Raw genomic sequence first — 18124 nt, 5'->3', positions numbered from 1 at the left:
GGGCAGAGGCGGTCGAGCACGATGGCCTTGCCATCCGAGCCTGATCTGAACTTTCCTGCCATAGGTTTACACATCCCCTGTAGCGCTGCCGAAGGCTGCGATCTTTTGATTTTTCTGGCAGGCAATTCGTTGCCCAGGCCTCTGAATCAAAGGATCGCAGCCTTCGACAGCTCCATGGGGCCAGTCTGAGTTTTCAATGCGCAGTTACATTAAGCATTCCAGCTCAATGCATCCAAGGCGTCGTAGTTTGATTGAGCGAAGCTTTGCGAGCAGCCAGCGAACAGCAACCCAGCCAGCAGACCTGCGTATTTTTTGATGGGACAGGACGGTTTGCTCTGCGTGGCAGCCGGATTGTTGTTACCAGGAGCCATAAGGAATGCCGAATTTTTCGATGTAGGCTTTGGACATTTCAGAAAGGGGCCGATGCTTGCCGCTGGATTTACCCTCGTAAGGTCCTTTTGGGTTGATGGTTCCTACTACCCGAGCAATCTCGACCGACTTTAAGCAGGGACCGCCCAACCAGACCTTGGCAATGCCGCCGGGCGCCAGACCGATGCCGATGTCGTCGCGGTAGTCGGTGATCCACTTGCCATCAGCCCTACAAAAGGCTTTTTCAGGTTTGCGCATGATTTCCCGTGCGGATTCGGGAATGACGATGTAGGCCTCATAGGTTTGTGGTTCAGCCAGGGATTGCCAGCGCACGTAGATCAGTCGGGGCAGATCGACTTGGCTGATATGGCGACCAGCGCCTCTACCGGGACTATCTGGCCAGCCTGCGGGCTTGCCCTTGTTATTGCTGGGGGTCTGTACCGAGGCAATCCCGGCGCCGGCTCTTCGTAAAACGCGTTCCTGAACATCCACGACGTCCGCCGTTTCAATCCAGACCTCCATGTAAGCCGGTGCCCCAAAGCCCAAGAACCATTCCTTGTGATCGGACGATTGAGCGAAGCTTTGGGTGCAACCAGCCAACAGCAACCCAGCCAGCAGACCTGAGCATGTTTTGAGTGGCTGGAACGCCTTGTTGATTGACGAGGCCGCGCGGTGGCTGTTACCAGGAGTCATAAGGAATGCCGAATTTTTCGATGTAGGCTTTGGACTCCGGCGACAGGGGTAAGGCATAACGGCCTTCATTTTTGCCCTGAGACGGTCCTTGTTTATTGATAGTGCCCACGACCCGAGCAATCTCGACCGACTTCAAGCAGGGAGCGCCCAACCAAACCTTGGCTATGCCGCCGGGCGCCAGACCAATGCCGAATCTGTCGCGGTAGTCGGTGATCCATTTGCCGTCGAAGCGGCAAAAAGCCTTTTCTGGTTTGCGCATGATTTCCCGTGCGGATTCGGGAATGACGATGTAGGCCTCATAGGTTTGCGGTTCGGCCAGGGATTGCCAGCGCACATAGATCAGCCGGGGCAGATCGACCCCGTTGACGTACCGGCCTTTTCCACTGCCGGGACTTTTGGGCCAGCCTGCGGGCTTGCCCTTGTTGTCGCTGAGAGTGTGTACCGACGCAATCCCGGAGCCGGCTCTTCGTAAAACGCGCTCCTGGATATCCACGACGTCCGCCGTTTCAATCCAGACCTCCATATAGTTGGGTGCTCCAAAGCCCAGGAACCATTCCTTGTGATCGGGTGATTGCGTGAAGCTTTGTGTGCAACCAGCCAACAGCAACCCAGCCAGCAGACCTGAGCATGTTTTGAGTGGCTGGAACGCCTTGTTGATAGACGAGGCCGTGCGGTGGCTGTTACCAGGAGCCATAAGGAATTCCGAATTTTTCGATGTAGGCTTTGGACACTTCCGAAAGGGGTCGATGCTTGCCGCCGGATTTACCTTCGTAAGGTCCTTTTGGGTTGATGGTGCCTACGACCCGAGCAATCTCGACCGACTTCAAGCAGGCACCACCCAGCCAGACCTTGGCAATGCCGCCCGGCGCCAGACCAATACCCATGTTGTCACGGCGCTCGGTGATCCATTCGGCGCCAAAGCGGCAAAAGGCCTTTTCTGGTTTGCGCATGATCTCCCGTGCAGATTCGGGAATGACGATGTAGGCCTCATAGGTTTGTGGTTCGGCCAGGGATTGCCAACGCACATAAATCAACCGGGGCAGATCAGCACCCGTGACGTTTCGGCCTTTGCCACTGGCAGGGCTATCTGGCCAGCCTGCCGGGCTCCCTTTATTGTTATTGGGGGTTTGTATCGAGGCAATCCCAGAACCGGCGCGTCGGAAGACACGCTCTCGGATATCCACGACGTCCGCCGTTTCAATCCAGACCTCCATGTAATCCGGGACTCCAAAACCCAGAAACCATGCTTCGTTATCGGGCGATTGTGCGAAGCTTTGGGTGCATCCCGTTAACAGCCCCCCGAAAAGCAGGCCCGCGCCTGTTTTGATAAGGCGGGCAACGTTATTCATGAGGATGCACCACTCGCCGGTTTTTGTCGGCAGGTCGGTTGATAAACACAAATTCCATATCACTGCTGTTCAAGTCCTTGGCTGCATTCCAATGAGCGGAGAGGTGGATATAGCGACTGCGTAACAATGCTCTTTCTTTGATCGTCAGCCCTTCAACGGATGATTCCCCCAATGCATAGGCCTGGAGTTTTTGGTAAATGGGTTTCAATTCGTCAGGCAGGGCCAGTTTTGGGTCGTTGACATCGATGAGGTCAAACGGCACATCATGTCTGACGGCCAGCTCGCGCATGATGCGCAAGTACACCAGCGACAGTTCGCCATGAACCGGGCGTTCAATGCTGGCGGCGGCATAAACCCGCTTCTGCGGATCGCGATCGGGTCCCCCCCTTTCTACTGATTGAGTCAGCGGTCGTTCCCAGAGTGCCACTCTGAGTTCGTTGCCCGGTCCGTCGACATCGATGACACCTCTTTGGTACCAGTTGAACGCTTCCTTTTCGGCGGTAAGGTAAGCCGCACTGCGGGTCGGGGACATGCTTTGGCTGATGGTGCTGGTCACCGGGTTGCCCAGCAGAAGCTTTTCCCTGGCTCTGGGCAAGTAGCCGCCGCCGAGATCCGAGTGCACGCCGGGCAAGGCCAGATCGATGCTTCCCAGGCTGTTGAGGGCGAAGTTTTCACGGATTTCGTCACGGGCAACCAGATGCACCACTTTATTGGCGCAGTCGTCTGGTAGTTTCAGACTGACGCCGGGGTTTCTTCTATTGGCGCCGGTGAAATCGAACAGTCCAGGGTTGGCGATTGCGGCGACGGTATCGAACAGGCCAATGAAGTTGATGGCCGTATCTATTTTCGGTCGCCAGGTAAAGGTTTTGGCCAAGCCTTCGAAGCCACTAGGAAATGTTTGGGCAAGAATGCCTTGATTGCCCTTGAGCACTTCGTTCGCAAAGTGCCGCGCCGCTGCCGCCCCTCGGCTAAAGCCGAAAATATCGAATTCAATCCGATCAATTATCAGTTCCGGGGTCCGCTCTCTTAGCTGACGTATCTGCTCCCCAATAAGCGCTGGGCTCTGCTCGACTCGGGCGACTACCCCTGTTTCGCCCAGACCCGTGGCTTGTGAGTAAAGCGAATCGGCTCCATTGCTTTCGGTGCCTATACCTTCGATGTAAACCGCTATAGATGCATTTTTGGAGTTTTCGGGTAAGGGCTTGAACACGTGATCGGTATACAGCTCATACAACCGCGCGATATTGCTCACATCATTCCCATAACTATTGTCCGGCGAGCTCCCGTTGCCGTCGTACCCGTAAGCCGCGCAATGCTTCTGTATCTCCTCGGCGGCTTCAGCCAGCTTCGCATCCGGGGCGTAGCAGGCCGCCACGGTTTCGCTGTTGGCTTTGTTGTTCCCGGTGCCATCGAAGAACACGCCGATCCGCAGGGTAATCCCCTGCAACTCAACTTCTTCCTCCTCTTCCTCCAGTTCGGCCGACTCATCCTCGTCCAGTGACGCCGGCGCGACGGAGACCCACCAGCCGGCCGCTGCCCCCGGCAACAAGGCCTGGGCGGCCATCCCCCCCACCGGCGAACCGCCGAGCTCAAGCTCGCGGCTGCTGAAAATGCCGTCGGCATTGAGCACGATGTGCTGACCACCCACCTTCAACGAAATACTCTCGCCCGCCTCCAGCACCAGGTGGGTACCCGCCTTGATGTGCAGCTGCTGACCGGCCTCGACCACCAGCGTGTCATCGACTCTCGTGTGGCTGCTCCCGGCCACCTGCAGGTAGTCGCTGGCCTGAAGCTGCACCTTGCGATCCGCCATGACCGTGCGATGCTCTTCTGCCTCCAGCAGCGTAATGCTGTGGCCCTTGATGGTTTCCCGACGCTCATTACCCACTTCCAGCCGGCTGTCATTGACCACCTTCTGCTCCAGATCGCGCTGGGCGCGCAGGTAGATCAGTTCCTGCCCGGCGCGGTCTTCAATCGACAGTTCGTTGTATCCACCGGTGTGCGGTGAACTGTGGCTGCGCAGTACGGTTTTGGTTTTGTGTTCGGGCAAGGAATAGGGGACGGGCGTGAGCTTGTTCGGCGCACAACCGGTGATCAACGGATGGTCGGGATTGCCTTCGAGGTAGGTGACCACCACTTCCATGCCGATGCGCGGAATGGTCACCGCACCGAAATGTTCACCCGCCCAGCTGGAGGACACCCGCAGCCAGCAACTGCTGTGTTCGCTGTTGCGCTCGGCCCGGTCCCAATGGAACTCGACTTTGACCCGACCATATTCATCGCAGTAGATCTCTTCGCCGGCCGGCCCGGTGACGCGGGCGGTCTGGCAGACCAGCGCCGGTCTTGGGGCCGGCAGCGGTGGCCGATAAAACACGTCCCAGGGAATCGCGCTGAAGCGGTTGCGATAGCCTTGGGTAAACCCGTCCTCGGATTTGGCGTCGCTGGTGACTGACTCTTCCAGCACCTGAGGCTGTTTTCCGCGGTGGGTGACACTGAGCAGCAGCCACAAATCGTTGTACTTGCCGCGTGGGTGTTGCGTCAGGCTGAAAAAATGACCGCTGCGCAGGGTCGGCTGGTCGCTTTCGCCCTCGGCCAATTGGTAATCGGTCCGGTGCCGCTCCAGCGCCTGCCGGGCGAGCTGTTGCCCGCGTTTCTCGCTCTCGAAAAACAGCGGGTAGCGATAGTCTTCAAGCGCAGGGCTGAACTCGCCGCTGAAGCGACTTTCCAGTAACCGGCTCGGGCGTTTCAGGTCGTAGTGCCGGTGCGTGACCTGGCTGGGGCGGGTGCTGAAACCCGGGGAAAACCGGCTGATCACCGGATGCTCCGCCACCATCCCGGCGTCTTCCAGAAAAGGGGTTTCACCCAGGGTGGGGAAGAAGGTCTGGTCCTCGGTGAACACCAGCACATGGCCGTCCCGGGAATGCTGGTGGTGCCAGGCGATGCCTTCCTCGGCGCACAGGCGCTGGATGAACTCGAAATTATTTTCCCCGTATTGCGTGCAGTATTCGCGCTCGGGACTGGTTCTGACGTGGAACCTGAACGCATCGGCCAGGATGCCATGCTGCTTGAGCACCTGAGTGATGATGTGCGGCACTGTCTGGTGCTGGAAAATCCGCTGATCGTGGCTGAACTGCAAGTAGTGCAGCGCCGGTACCAAGGTCAGGCGATAGCGGGTCAGGCGTTTACCCACTTCTCCCGCGAACACCCCGTCGACATGCCCATGAATGCCTTCGCCGTTAAAGCCGAACTGGAGGAACGCCGGCTGGCCGAGCAGGCTCTCCAGATCGAAATCGCGGTACTCGCTGACCAGTTCAACCTGGATCGAATACAAGGCGCTGATGGTTTCAGTGCCTGCAAAGGCCAGCACTTTGAAATCGTGGCGAACCGTCGGGAGTTCAAGCGTGAACTGGGCAGCGTTGGCCGGGGCGAACATGCGCTTATCCTTTTGCTTTTTAGTAGCTCGTCCTTAAGCTGAGGAAAACAAATTGCGATGCCCAAGCCAAACCTGGCCCGGACAGGCGTCAATGGCTGAACACGCTAACAAGGCATGAGTGGGATTGATGTAGGAAGGGATCGTGGCGCCCGGTCAGAAACTTCCCAAGTTCAGAATGTTTCGTCAGGGGATGGGGGGTAAGCGCCGAACACTGCATGAGCACGGCGGCCATTGCCTGTGATGCGGAACGGATGAAACAGCCGCCGGTGGGCGAGGCATGGCGGCTGATTCGGGATGTTGGCTGACAGACTGAAAATCAAAAAGATCGCTGCCTTTGGCAGCGCCTACAGGGTAATCCGGTCTGGCTTGGATAATGTGTCGATACCCATACTTTCCTGCAGACGTCATCCAGCCCGGCTTTGCAGCCAGGCCACTCTGAACGACGCCAGAGACTGATCACCCACTGATGTGTCTCAGTTGCTGCTGGTGATCTCACCCGCCGTATCCTGGTCAAAAAACTCCGGAATCGGGTAGAGGAAGCTGTTCAGCCAACGCTGCATGGCCAGGTCACGCTCAGTTGCCGAAGCGGTTTGCACTTTGGGTGAAGCAACGACGCCGCGACTCTGTAACACCAACCACTGTTCGGTGCCTTTTTGCTCCTTCGAAGAGGGGCCCGGCTCAATAGCCCAGGCACTGGTGGACAGGCAAGCCATGCACACGATCAACAGCCTCTTGGTATTCATCTCGACTCCTCGTACGTTTTACTTCGTCGCACTGGATGAGGCATCCGCTACCTCAGTCCTGCGATTCCCCTCGGAAGCCACCGCTTTTTTAGCAGAAGCCTTGAGTTTATCCGCGCGGGTTTGAGCCTCTGTGATTTGCTGAGGACTCAAACTGGCGCGGGTCGCGAGTTCGGCAGCCGCCTTCCAGTTATCCTGATAGATCAGCAGCGTCACCATATTGAGCGCCGCCAGTGAGTTGGACTGTTTGAGCTCCATGGCGGTCATGAACTCGAAGCGTGCTTCAGGGATGCGTCGCTGATTGAGGTAGACGACTCCCAGGTCATTGCGCATCTTTTCGTCGGTGGGGGCCATCTTCACCGCACGCTCAAGGTGAGTGGTCGCGGTGGCGTAATCATTTTTGGCCGCGGCCAATTGGCCCAAGCCATGTTCCCCATCAGCGGCCAGGCAAGTGCCGAGCAGGCTTTGATACAACGGGCCCGCTTCGTTACGCCCCATCAAACGCAGCACCCGAGCCTTGCGCAGGCGAACCTGAACCATGTTGTCGGGCAAACCTTCAAGATTCGCCAGGCTGGCATACAAACGGCCTTCATTGGCCATGTTGTCGGCCAGGCTCAGGGCCAACTCTTTTTCCGAATCGGGCTTGGCACAGATAGCCGGTCGCGAAGACAAACCATTGGTGGCACAACCGGCGAGCATTAATGTCGCCGTTATTGCAATGACTGCTTTCATCGAATGTCCTTTGGCTACAACACGTTGAACGCCTGGCCAATGGCAAGAAAGCTGGCCCGGCAAGCGCTCAAGGTCACCGTCAGGAGTGAGGGCGAGGCAAGTCTGATTCAGGCTCTGGCTCATTGCGAAAGCCCGGAGCGACTGTCGAAATCGCCGTTTTCGAGGAAGAACATGCGGTAGAAGTTCGGGTCGTAATTGCGCAGCTGTTCGCCAGGCAATGACGGTAGTTGTGCGTTGGCAGCCAGTGGCTGAACCAAGTGTGGGGTGACGATCATCAGCAGTTCGCGCTCTTCACGGTTGATGGTGTTGTCGCGAAAGAACGCGCCCAGAATCGGGATGTCGCCCAGCCCCGGAAACTTGTTCACCTGGGAACTGTTGCGGGTGCTGATCAGGCCGCTGATGACGAAGCTTTCGCCGTCGGCCAGGGAGATGCTGGTGTCGGTACGGCGTATGGTCAGCGCCGGAACGATGGTGCCGGCGATGCTTACAGCGTTGGTGAAGTCCAGTTCACTGACTTCCGGTGCCACCTTCAGCGCGATCCGGTTTTTGCCGATGATGGTGGGCGTCAGGGTCAGGCGGATACCGAATTCCTTGTATTCGATGGACACGTTATCGCTGCCTGAACTGGGCACCGGAATCGGCACTTCACCACCGGCCAGGAAGCTCGCACTCTGTCCGCTGAGCGCTACCAGGCTTGGCCGTGCCAGGGTGTAGGCGAAACCGCTGCCTTCCAGTGCGTTGATCGACACTAGAGTATCGCTGGACGCAAAAGCGAAGTTGAACATGTCATTGTTCACCGGCACCGACGGCGTGACAATGCCGTCGATGGTGGGAAAGGTTCTCGGCGAGCCGAACAGAAAGTTGCCCTGGCGGCCAAAAATCGAGGCATTGGCTTCCTTGAGTTTGGTCCGGCTGACTTCAACGAAGCGGATGTCGGTTTGCACCTGGATCGGCAACAGCGGGTCTTCGGAAGGCACTGTCGAGACGCTGGTCAGCGCCGAGGTGGCCTTGCCCTTGACGAACACCATGCTTTGGCGCGGCGTTTTCGAACAGGCGGTCCAGACCATCAGGCTGGTGGCCCCCGGCGCGAGGCCCGTGAGGATGAAGGCGTTGCTGCCGCTGGGTTGCACGTCGGCGATTTTTGGGTCGCCGACTGCCAGCTGCGTCACCGGGACGGGGACGCGCAGTTCATTCTGGAGCCCCTGACCGACCTCGAACGTTGCCGGCAAACTCTCCAGTTGTGGACAATTGGCCGGCGCGGCCTGAGCCGCATTCACGCTGAGGCCCGTCCAGAATAGGCCATGGATAATTCGCTTGAAAGCGGGCACGGTACGATAGCTCATTAAGTGCATCCTCGCTGAATAGGCCATCTTTGAGGCTGATTAAGTTGCCTCGGATCACTACAAGGGGCCTTGAGTGGCCCTCTACCCCGCCAGACCCCTGACTAATGGCCCCGGCAATATTCCGTGGTGCTACCTGCAAACAGGTGCAATACGCTGGTCTGACTGAACAGCGAGCGACCTTCGCTAAAACGGTTTTTAGTGATCCAGATACCTGGGCTGTCGACCCGAACGATAAGTTCAGGCTTGAAAGCAACAGCAGCTAAAGACGGCACTGTCCGCCGACCTGACTCCCCGAAAAAGCACCCGGCAATCAAAACACAGAGCCGGAAAACGCTTGCCAGGACCATAGTGAGGTAACTCCTTTTGCCAATCCGCTATCTGATCGCTGAACCTAACGTGGTCATTCCCAACCGTTATGATTTCTTCTTGTTTGAAAGGTAGTTCAACCAAGGCAAAGCGCCACGCTTTGAACGAAAACTTTCCGTTCAAAGGGTGGAGATAGGCAGGTTGGAGGTGATGGAGTGGCACATGAGGCTGTTCGAGGGGGCGACTTCGGCGACTCTCGAGCGAACTTATTCGTCCTGTTGCTTGACTTGCGTGAACCAGACCACGCCAATGCCCCGGATAGTCGCCGTGTTGCGGGCAACCTGGCCCTCAGCGTTGCAGCGCATCCCGCGAAACTCATGCCCAAAGTGACGCGACAGCAGGTCGAGGCTTTTGCAATCGACGCAAATCATGTTGTCCGAAAGCACTAACGCTTTGATTGCAATGCCTGCGTCACGCATGTCGCGGGTCAGGCCGTTAAAGGCCGCCAACCTGGCAGGGAATTCCTCGGTAAGGATGCTCAGCGGCGGGGCTGACGGCGACGCTACGAGATACAGAACGGCCATGTCGCACCACGTCAGATAGTCAATAGAACCCGCGAACGCAGGTTCCCCGGCGTCGTCATCGCCCAAATGCTCAGTCCACGCTGTAGTGGACTGACAGCGTTCCCTTTTTCTGTGAAAGGGAAGTGATCGTGACCGTGCCCAAATCCTTCAGGCTCTGTACATGGGTGCCGCCGCAGCCGTAGGCGGGCAATTCACCGAAGCCGATTTCCCGGGCACCTTCGCGCAACGATGTCAGGCGCGGCAGATCATGGGCGATCCATTGTTCGATGCCGTGCTGAATCGTCTGGGTATCGACCTCCTGCGCACCGTCGCCCGGTTTGAATTGCACACGTCCTTCGTCCGGCCAGTGATGAGCCTTGGTCGGCATCCAGCCCATTGCCTGGACGAAATGACCAATCAGGTGCCCCGCCGAATGCATGCGCGTATTGAACCGGCGGCGTTGCTCGTCGACCCGAATCCGGGTCATGCCGGGTTTTACCGGGTGGTCGACGAAATGGATGATCCGGTCCGGATCCTGGACCACGCGCAGTACCTGGCTTTCGCCGATCCAACCGATATCCCAGGGTTGCCCGCCGCCTTGGGGATGAAACAGGGTGGAGTGCAGCACCACGGCGAATTCGTTTTCGTGGGGCGTGCAATCCAGGACTTCCACATCGGCCTTGAGGTCATCACTATGGAAAAAGAGGCGGAACGTCATATTTCATGCTCTTGTTAAAGTTTCTGTCTTTATTATATGAACCCTGAAATTGCGTGATAATCCGTTCAACCATCAAAGGACTGTTGCGCTGTGAGCATAAATCTTCCCCTGCCGCTGCTCGGTGAAATGGCAATTTTTGTCAAAGTGGTCGAAACCGGCAGCTTCTCCGAAGTGGCGCGCCAGTCAGGTTCTTCACCCTCGGCGGTGAGTCGCAGCATTTCGCGGCTGGAGAAGGCGCTCGCCATGCGGCTGTTGCAACGAACCACACGCAAGCTGCGTCTGAGTGACGGTGGCGAAGAGGTGTTCAAGCGTTGCCAGGAGATGGTCAGCGCCGCGAAGTCGGTGATGGAAATCAGCGGTCAATTCACCGATGAAGCAGAAGGGCTGGTGCGTATCAGCGTGCCCAAGGCCGTCGGGCGATTTGTGATTCATCCGCATATGCCGGAATTTCTGCGGCGTTATCCCAAAGTGAACGTGGAGTTGTTACTCGAGGACCGTCAGGTAGATTTGATCGACGACAACGTCGATCTGGCGATCCGTATTACCGATCGCCCGCCCGCGGGACTGGTGGGACGGCAGTTGTTGACCATCGATCATTTGCTCTGTGCAACGCCGCAGTACCTGGCCGAGCACGGTACACCGATTCATCCCCACGATTTGCTCAACCACAGTTGCGTCTATCTGGGCGAAACCCCGAACGATGCGCGCTGGAAATTCAAGAAGGGCACCAAGGCTGTGACTGTCGGTGTGCGTGGACGTTATGCCGCCAATCACACGGGTGTGCGACTAGACGCAGTATTGCAACACATCGGAATCGGCAGCCTGCCGTATTTCACTGCCCGTTATGCGCTGGAACAAGGACTGATCGTGCAAGTACTGCCGGACTGGACTTTTCTGGCGTCCTACCACGGAGGCGCCTGGCTGCTGCATTCTCCAACCCGCTATCTACCGCCCAAGTTAAGGGTGTTTATCGATTATCTGGTGGAATGCCTGGAGAAGGAGCCGACGCTGAGAAGGCCGGGCAAGCCATAATGCCAGTCAGTTAAGCGCAAGCTCTGTAGGAGCAGGCTTGCCTGCGAAGGCGGCGGTACAGTCAACATTGATGTCGTGAGAGATACCGCTTTCGCGAGCAAGCTCGCTCCTAAGGGTTTCGCGGCTTGACTTCGAATCACCCACATCACTAAAAAAAAGGCCCGCATGTTCAACCATGCGGGCCTTTTGCATGACTGATTGGGGATCAGTGCTTGCTGTCCTGGTTCGACATCGCCAGCAGTTGTTTTTCCTGATTCCAGTCGAATGGTTCATCGTTCTGTTCGGCTTCGAAGCGACGTTCTTCAAGGGCCTGGTACAGATCGATTTCTTCGTCGGACAGGTAGTGCAGGCAGTCGCCGGCGAAGTACCAAAGCAGATCCCGCGGGATCAGATGGGCGATTTGCGGATAACGGGAAATCACTTGAGTCAGGATGTCCTGGCCCAGGTATTGGCTTTCAATCGGTTCGATCGGCAGTGACGCCAGCAGTTCGTCAAAGCGCTCCAGGAACAAGGCATGGCTTTCTTCGGGAACCTGTTCGGCCTCACCTACGGCGACCAGGATGCTGCGCAGGTGGTCGAGCAAAACGAGATGATCGGCAACGATGTTGGACACGAGATAAGTCCTCAAGAGCAAAACGGGCGCGAGAGTATAAAGCTCTTGCGCCCCTTTTCCCATGATAGAGAGCACATGGTAAAGAGCCCCATGCAAGACACATGGTCCGCCGGATCAGCGGACCTTGCCTTTGGCCAATACCAACTCCTTAGGGTCGAAATCATCGACATCAATCACCTTGCGTCGCGCCACTTCTGCTTCACGCAAGGTCTGGGCTTCAACCGGTTGCAAGACGCCAGCCTCCAGGGCGGCATCGATGGCGGATTCTCCGACAGTGGGTTTGACCTGGCGACTTTTCAGCGCCGTATTGAGTTTTTTCTGTATCGGCTTCGCAGCATTCAACAAGTCGCAGGCGTGCTGCAGGGCGCCGACCGAATCTTCTGGCGATTGCGGGCGATAGCACCCCCCCAGTAACTCCTCAAGCGTTGGATCGCCCTTGGCGCGGCCGATGACGGCTGCGACTTCGGCCGCCAGTTTGTCCGACGGGCCTCTGTGCCTGCGACCGAACGGGAACACCATCACCCGCAGCAGGCATCCGAATACCTTGTTCGGGAAGTTTCTCAACAGTTCGTCCAGCGCACGTTCCGACTGGCCGAGGCTCTCTTCCATGGCCCAGGCGAACAGCGGATGCATATGCTCCGGCGAATCGAGATCGTGATAACGCTTGAGTGCGGCGGAAGCCAGATACAGGTAGCTGAGTACATCGCCCAGACGTGCGGACAGCCGTTCGCGACGTTTCAAATCACCGCCCAGCAGCATCATGCTCAGGTCTGCAAGCAGGGCAAAGGCCGCGGCCTGACGGTTGAGGGCGCGGAGATAGCTTTGGCTGAGCCTGTCCCCAGGCATGTGTTCGAAATGCCCCAGACCAAGGTTCAGTACCAGGGTGCTGGCGGCGTTGCTCACGGCAAAACCTATGTGGTCGAGCAGCAGTGCATCGAATTCGATCAGGGCCTGCTGTTTGTCTTCGCGGTGGGCGAGGGCCATTTCCTTGAGCACGAATGGATGGCAGCGAATAGCGCCCTGGCCGAAGATCATCAAACTGCGAGTCAGGATATTCGCACCTTCGACCGTGACGGCAATGGGCGCACCTTGCCAGGCACGCGCCAGGTAGTTGTTCGGGCCCATGATGATGGCCCTGCCGCCGTGAACATCCATGGCGTGGCTGATGCACTCGCGGCCACGCTCGGAGAGGTGGTATTTGATAATGGCCGAAGGTACCGACGGCTTTTCGCCGAGGTCGACCGCGTTGGCGGTGAGCATCCGTGCACTGTCCATCAGCCAGGTACTGCCGGCGATCCGCGCCAGTGCTTCCTGAATCCCTTCGAAGGCTGACAGCGGTGCGTTGAATTGTTCACGAACCTGCGCGTATTGGCCTGTCACCAGACTGGTGAACTTACCCGCAGCGGTACCGATGGCAGGCAGCGAAATGGAACGCCCGACCGACAGGCAGTTCATCAGCATCATCCAGCCCTCACCGAGCATCTCCTGACCGCCGATGATGAATTCCAGCGGTACGAACACGTCCTTGCCGGAGTTCGGGCCGTTCATGAACGAGGCGCCCAGCGGCAGGTGACGGCGGCCGATTTCTACACCAGGAGTCTGGGTTGGAATCAAGGCGAGGCTGATCCCCAGGTCGACTTTGTCGCCCAGCAGATGATCCGGGTCATAGGCTTTGAAGGCCAGGCCAATCAAGGTCGCCACCGGGCCGAGGGTGATGTAGCGTTTTTCCCAGTTAAGGCGCAGGCCGAGGGTTTCCTGGCCTTCCCATTCACCTTTGCAGATCACCCCGGTGTCGGTCATCCCGCCGACGTTGGAGCCCGCCATCGGGCCCGTCAGGGCGAAGCAGGGGATATCGTCGCCACGGGCCAGCCGTGGCAGATAATGATTGCGTTGTTCGTCGGTGCCGTAATGCAGCAGCAGTTCCGCCGGGCCGAGGGAGTTGGGCACCATGACGGTCGAGGCCAGGTCGCCGCTGCGGGTGGCCAGTTTCATCGCTACCTGGGAGTGCGCATAGGCCGAGAAGCCTTTGCCACCGTACTCTTTGGGGATGATCAGGGCAAAAAAGCCATGTTGTTTGATGTGATCCCAAGCCTGGGGCGGCAGATCCAGTAACTGGCCGATCTGCCAATCGCTGACCATGGCGCAGAGCTCTTCGGTCGGACCATCGATGAAGGCTTGTTCCTCTTCGCTCAGTTGCGCTTTTGGATAGGCCAGCAGCTTGTTCCAGTCCGGGCGACCGCTGAACAGCTCGCCGTCCCACCAGACCGTGCCCGCTTCGATGGCTTCACGCTCGGTTTGCGACATCGGCGGCAAGTTTTTTTGAAACCAGCTGAACATCGGGGCCGTGAAGAGTTTTCGGCGCAGATCCGGCAGCAACAGGAAAGCGCTCACGGCTGCGAGCATCACCCAGAAAATCAGCATCAGCCAGACGGGGGCACGGCTGAAGATGCCCATCGCCAGCAGATAGGCCGCAATGATGGCCAAGGCGGGCAGAGGCGCAGTGCGGCGATGTGCCAAGTAGGCAATCCCGACCACCAGAACCAGTATCCACAACAGCAGCATATTCAATTCTCCGTGAAGCCAAGGGCAAAACCACCTTCAGAGCTTAGACGGCATCCATAAAAATGCGGGGTCAGAGCGATGAGTCTGAGCGCGTAGGAAGCTGCGGCTGAAATTCGTCAGTTATTTCGAGGGCGGACGGTTAAGTGCTTTTGTAGACTGCGCGGCAAACGCTGATATTTGGCCGATACGTCGTTATCTCTGTGCTGAAGGTGTCGCTAGACTCGTGGCTTCCCCCTGGAGATTGTTCCCATGCACGCATGTCTGAGCCCCGGCCGCTTCATCGACAGTGACCATCCCTCGGTGGTGGAGTTCGCCGAAAAACATCGTGGCGTCGGGCGCGATCCGCTCGAACAGGCAATCAATCTCTATTACGCGGTGCGCGAGGCCGTGCGCTACAACCCCTACACCTTCAGCCGCGATCCAGAGACCTTGCGCGGCAGCTATGCGCTGGCGGCGGGGGAGAGTTATTGCGTGCCCAAAGCCACACTGCTGGCCGGTGCAGCCCGGCATTGCGGGATCCCGGCGCGTATCGGTCTGGCAGATGTGCGTAATCACCTGTCGACGCCGCGTCTGCTCGAATTGCTCAAAAGTGATGTGTTCGCCATGCACGGTTACACCGAGTTCTATCTGAACGATCGTTGGGTCAAAGCTACACCGGCGTTCAATCAACAACTCTGCGAACTGTTCAATGTCGCACCGCTGGAATTCGACGGGATCAACGACAGCGTGTTCCATCCCTTCAATCGTGACGGCGAGCAATTGATGGAGTACCTGATTGATCACGGTCAGTTCACCGATGTGCCTGAAGCGTTCTTTTTTGATCACCTGGAAAAGTGCTATCCGCATCTGTTCGGCGAGCAACTGCCAGTGTTGCTGGGTGACATGCAGAGCGATTTGAGTCGCGCCTGATCCGGCGTATGCTGCCTGCGCATTCATCCAAAAAGGGGCGGTCATGCTGAAGATCTGGGGTCGGAAAAATTCGTCGAATGTCAGGAAGCCATTGTGGGCGGCCGAAGAGTTGGGCCTGGCCTATGAAGCCATCGACGCCGGCGGCGCCTTTGGCGTGGTCGACACGCCTGAGTACCGCGCGATGAATCCCAATGGCCGCGTGCCGGTGATCGAAGACGACGGTTTTGTGCTGTGGGAATCCAACACCATCGTCCGTTATCTGTTGGCCCGTCATGCCAGCGATACGGCCTGGTACCCGACAGACCTGCAGGCCCGAGCCTCTGCCGAAAAGTGGATGGACTGGACCACCTCAAGTTTTGCCGCCCCGTTCCGCACGGTGTTCTGGGGCGTGTTGCGCACCCCGCAAGACCAGCAGGACTGGCCAGCCATCAAGGCTGCGATCAAGGAATGCGACGATCTGCTGTCGATGGCCGATCAAGCGCTGGCGGTTAAACCGTACCTGTCCGGCGATGAAATCGGCATGGGCGACATTCCCTTGGGCTGCTTCATTTATGCCTGGTTCGAGATGCCGATCGAGCGCGCGCCGCAGCCTCATTTGCAGGCCTGGTACGAGCGCCTCAAACAGCGTCCGGCGTATCGCAAAGCCGTCATGACCGCGTTGACTTAATACTCACTATCGACACGCTTGACTGTACTTGTGCGGCAGCGACAAGCACCATTGCGCTCATGCGCCGCGGTTGCATTGCTCGCCGCCCGCCCTTATTTATTCCTTTCTTCCCTTCTTGGTGCGTAAATCCGATATGAGTTCCGCTCTGTCCATCCGGCAGCTAACCAAAACCTACGGCAACGGTTTCCAGGCCTTGAGTGGTATCGATCTGGACGTCGCCGAAGGTGACTTTTTCGCCTTGCTCGGCCCCAACGGCGCCGGCAAATCCACGACCATCGGCATACTCTCGACCCTGGTGAACAAGACCAGCGGAACGGTGAATATCTTCGGTCATGACCTGGACAAGGAACCAGCGGCGCTCAAGCGCTGCATCGGTGTGGTGCCCCAGGAATTCAACTTCAACCAGTTCGAAAAGACCTTCGACATCGTCGTTACCCAGGCCGGTTACTACGGCATTCCGCCGAAAATCGCCAAAGAACGCGCCGAGCAGTACCTGACCCAGCTGGGCCTGTGGGACAAGCGCGATGTGCCGTCGCGCTCCCTGTCTGGCGGCATGAAGCGCCGACTGATGATCGCCCGTGCGCTGGTTCACGAACCGCGCCTGCTGATCCTCGACGAACCGACGGCGGGGGTGGACATCGAATTGCGTCGCTCGATGTGGACCTTCCTCACCGAACTGAACAAAAAAGGCATCACCATCATCCTCACCACTCACTATCTGGAAGAGGCTGAGCAGTTGTGCCGCAACATCGGCATCATCGACCACGGCACCATTGTCGAGAACACCAGCATGAAGCAGTTGCTCAGCCAACTGCATGTCGAAACCTTCCTGCTGGATATGAAGAACACCTTGCAAGTGGCCCCGCAGTTGCTCGGTTACCCGACGAGGCTGATCGACAGTCATACCCTGGAAGTCCAGGTCGACAAGGCCATGGGCATTACCGCGCTCTTCACCCAATTGGCGCAGCAGAACATCGAAGTGTTGAGCCTGCGTAACAAAACCAATCGCCTCGAGGAGTTGTTCGTGTCTCTGGTGGAGAAGAATCTGTCGAAGGTGGCGGTATGAGTTCCGAGCTGCAACCCAACCTCGTTGCCCTCAATACCATCGTCTACCGTGAGGTCAAGCGCTTCACCCGGATCTGGCCGCAGACCTTGCTGCCGCCGGCAATCACCATGGTTTTGTACTTCGTGATTTTCGGTAACCTGATCGGCCGGCAGATCGGCGACATGGGTGGCTTCACTTACATGGAGTACATCGTGCCGGGGCTGATCATGATGTCGGTGATCACCAACTCCTACGGCAACGTGGTGTCGAGTTTCTTTGGCAGCAAGTTCCAGCGTTCCATCGAAGAATTGATGGTGTCGCCGGTGTCACCGCATACGATTCTGATCGGCTACACCCTGGGCGGCGTGCTGCGAGGGTTGATGGTCGGGATCATCGTGACCCTGCTGTCGCTGTTCTTCACTCAATTGCAGGTGCATCACCTGGGCGTGACCGTTCTGGTGGTGGTGCTGACGGCGACGATCTTCTCGTTGCTGGGTTTCATCAACGCGGTATTTGCGCGCAACTTTGATGATATCTCGATCATCCCGACGTTCGTACTGACGCCGCTGACGTACCTGGGCGGGGTGTTCTACTCGATCAGTTTGCTGCCACCGTTCTGGCAGACCGTGTCGCTGGCCAACCCGGTGCTGCACATGGTCAACGCCTTCCGTTACGGCATTCTCGGTGTGTCGGATATCAGGATCAGCGTGGCGATTACCTTCATGCTCATTGCGACTGTTGTGCTGTATATCGGTTGTGCGCGGTTGCTGGTGAGTGGGCGTGGGATGCGTACCTGATCAAAGAGCATCACCGTACCTGTAGGAGCGAGGCTTGCCCGCGAAGGCTGGATGTCAGGCGACGTGGTTTTTGATGGTGTACATATCCGTTTCTGCGGTCACGGCTTCTATTGGTTTCGCTTTTACAGCCAGCCCTTTCAAGGTCTTCGTTTAGAATCCCCCCAAAACTCCAGTCAGGGTGACGAAAACGATGTGGGCAGAAGTTCTAGCGCGGTTTGAAAAAAAGGCACCGGCCAGTGTCATGGTCAAGTTG

General features: G+C 57.7%; 16 protein-coding genes. 5 read left to right on the top strand and 11 right to left on the bottom strand.

What is annotated here, in order from left to right; genetic code table 11:
• Positions 1 to 357 precede the first annotated feature (357 nt).
• The 9 genes from CKW20_RS18700 to CKW20_RS18655 all read right to left on the bottom strand — a co-directional run bounded on the left by CKW20_RS18700 (position 358) and on the right by CKW20_RS18655 (position 10246).
• Complete coding sequence (locus CKW20_RS18700) at positions 358 to 1062, bottom strand: DUF2931 family protein (RefSeq protein WP_095054254.1); 705 nt, start codon at positions 1060 to 1062, stop codon at positions 358 to 360.
• The gene (locus tag CKW20_RS18695) at positions 1049 to 1756 is read right to left on the bottom strand and encodes a DUF2931 family protein (protein ID WP_095054253.1); all 708 of its coding nucleotides are present in this window, start codon (positions 1754 to 1756) and stop codon (positions 1049 to 1051) included. Before CKW20_RS18695 ends, CKW20_RS18700 begins: the two co-directional genes overlap by 14 nt.
• Complete coding sequence (locus tag CKW20_RS18690; RefSeq protein ID WP_095054252.1) at positions 1743 to 2411, bottom strand: DUF2931 family protein; 669 nt, start codon at positions 2409 to 2411, stop codon at positions 1743 to 1745. The genes CKW20_RS18695 and CKW20_RS18690 overlap by 14 nt, the downstream gene beginning before the upstream one ends.
• Positions 2404 to 5844, bottom strand: coding sequence for a type VI secretion system tip protein TssI/VgrG (gene tssI, locus CKW20_RS18685; RefSeq protein WP_095054251.1), 3441 nt, complete (start codon positions 5842 to 5844; stop codon positions 2404 to 2406). Before tssI ends, CKW20_RS18690 begins: the two co-directional genes overlap by 8 nt.
• Positions 5845 to 6317: 473 nt before the next feature.
• Positions 6318 to 6587 carry a DUF3613 domain-containing protein gene (locus CKW20_RS18680; RefSeq protein WP_095054250.1) on the bottom strand — a complete coding sequence of 90 codons (270 nt, stop codon included), beginning with the start codon at positions 6585 to 6587 and terminating at the stop codon, positions 6318 to 6320.
• A gap of 18 nt (positions 6588 to 6605) precedes the next feature.
• Positions 6606 to 7316, bottom strand: coding sequence for a tetratricopeptide repeat protein (locus tag CKW20_RS18675; RefSeq protein ID WP_095054249.1), 711 nt, complete (start codon positions 7314 to 7316; stop codon positions 6606 to 6608).
• Between the two features lie 119 nt (positions 7317 to 7435).
• Positions 7436 to 8659 carry a type II and III secretion system protein family protein gene (locus CKW20_RS18670; protein ID WP_095054248.1) on the bottom strand — a complete coding sequence of 408 codons (1224 nt, stop codon included), beginning with the start codon at positions 8657 to 8659 and terminating at the stop codon, positions 7436 to 7438.
• 572 nt (positions 8660 to 9231) lie between these two features.
• Positions 9232 to 9615 (bottom strand): hypothetical protein, encoded by a 384-nt coding sequence (locus CKW20_RS18660; RefSeq protein ID WP_256585075.1) that lies wholly within the window; start codon positions 9613 to 9615, stop codon positions 9232 to 9234.
• Between the two features lie 4 nt (positions 9616 to 9619).
• Entirely contained in the window at positions 9620 to 10246 is a 627-nt protein-coding gene (locus CKW20_RS18655) for a serine-tRNA(Ala) deacylase AlaX (protein ID WP_030131941.1), read from the bottom strand.
• Positions 10247 to 10336: 90 nt separating this feature from the next.
• On the opposite strand from CKW20_RS18655, the gene CKW20_RS18650 reads away from it, so the two are divergent.
• Complete coding sequence (locus tag CKW20_RS18650; protein WP_095054246.1) at positions 10337 to 11278, top strand: LysR family transcriptional regulator; 942 nt, start codon at positions 10337 to 10339, stop codon at positions 11276 to 11278.
• Between the two features lie 205 nt (positions 11279 to 11483).
• On the opposite strand, the gene CKW20_RS18645 is transcribed toward CKW20_RS18650, so the two are convergent.
• A complete protein-coding gene (locus tag CKW20_RS18645; RefSeq protein ID WP_095054245.1) occupies positions 11484 to 11891 on the bottom strand; it encodes a PA2817 family protein in 408 nt (135 codons plus the stop codon).
• Positions 11892 to 12005: 114 nt separating this feature from the next.
• The gene (locus tag CKW20_RS18640; protein WP_095054244.1) at positions 12006 to 14453 is read right to left on the bottom strand and encodes an acyl-CoA dehydrogenase; all 2448 of its coding nucleotides are present in this window, start codon (positions 14451 to 14453) and stop codon (positions 12006 to 12008) included.
• A gap of 249 nt (positions 14454 to 14702) precedes the next feature.
• Between CKW20_RS18640 and CKW20_RS18635 the strand changes: the two genes are divergently transcribed.
• From CKW20_RS18635 to CKW20_RS18620, 4 genes are all read left to right on the top strand, one after another.
• Positions 14703 to 15362 carry a transglutaminase-like domain-containing protein gene (locus CKW20_RS18635; RefSeq protein ID WP_095054243.1) on the top strand — a complete coding sequence of 220 codons (660 nt, stop codon included), beginning with the start codon at positions 14703 to 14705 and terminating at the stop codon, positions 15360 to 15362.
• A 43-nt stretch (positions 15363 to 15405) separates the two neighbouring features.
• On the top strand, positions 15406 to 16029 hold the full coding sequence (locus CKW20_RS18630; protein WP_095054242.1) for a glutathione S-transferase family protein: 624 nt from the start codon (positions 15406 to 15408) through the stop codon (positions 16027 to 16029).
• Between the two features lie 133 nt (positions 16030 to 16162).
• Positions 16163 to 17095: an ABC transporter ATP-binding protein gene (locus tag CKW20_RS18625; protein ID WP_095054241.1), complete on the top strand. Its 933-nt coding sequence runs from the start codon at positions 16163 to 16165 to the stop codon at positions 17093 to 17095.
• Positions 17092 to 17871, top strand: a complete 780-nt coding sequence (locus CKW20_RS18620; protein WP_030131947.1) for an ABC transporter permease — start codon at positions 17092 to 17094, stop codon at positions 17869 to 17871. The genes CKW20_RS18625 and CKW20_RS18620 overlap by 4 nt, the downstream gene beginning before the upstream one ends.
• Positions 17872 to 18124 lie beyond the last annotated feature (253 nt).

The sequence above is a fragment of the Pseudomonas sp. Irchel s3b2 genome, from assembly GCF_900187445.1.
GTDB lineage: Bacteria > Pseudomonadota > Gammaproteobacteria > Pseudomonadales > Pseudomonadaceae > Aquipseudomonas.
The sequence above is the reverse complement of the archived record's forward strand: the minus strand, read 5'-3'. Positions and strand labels throughout refer to the sequence as shown.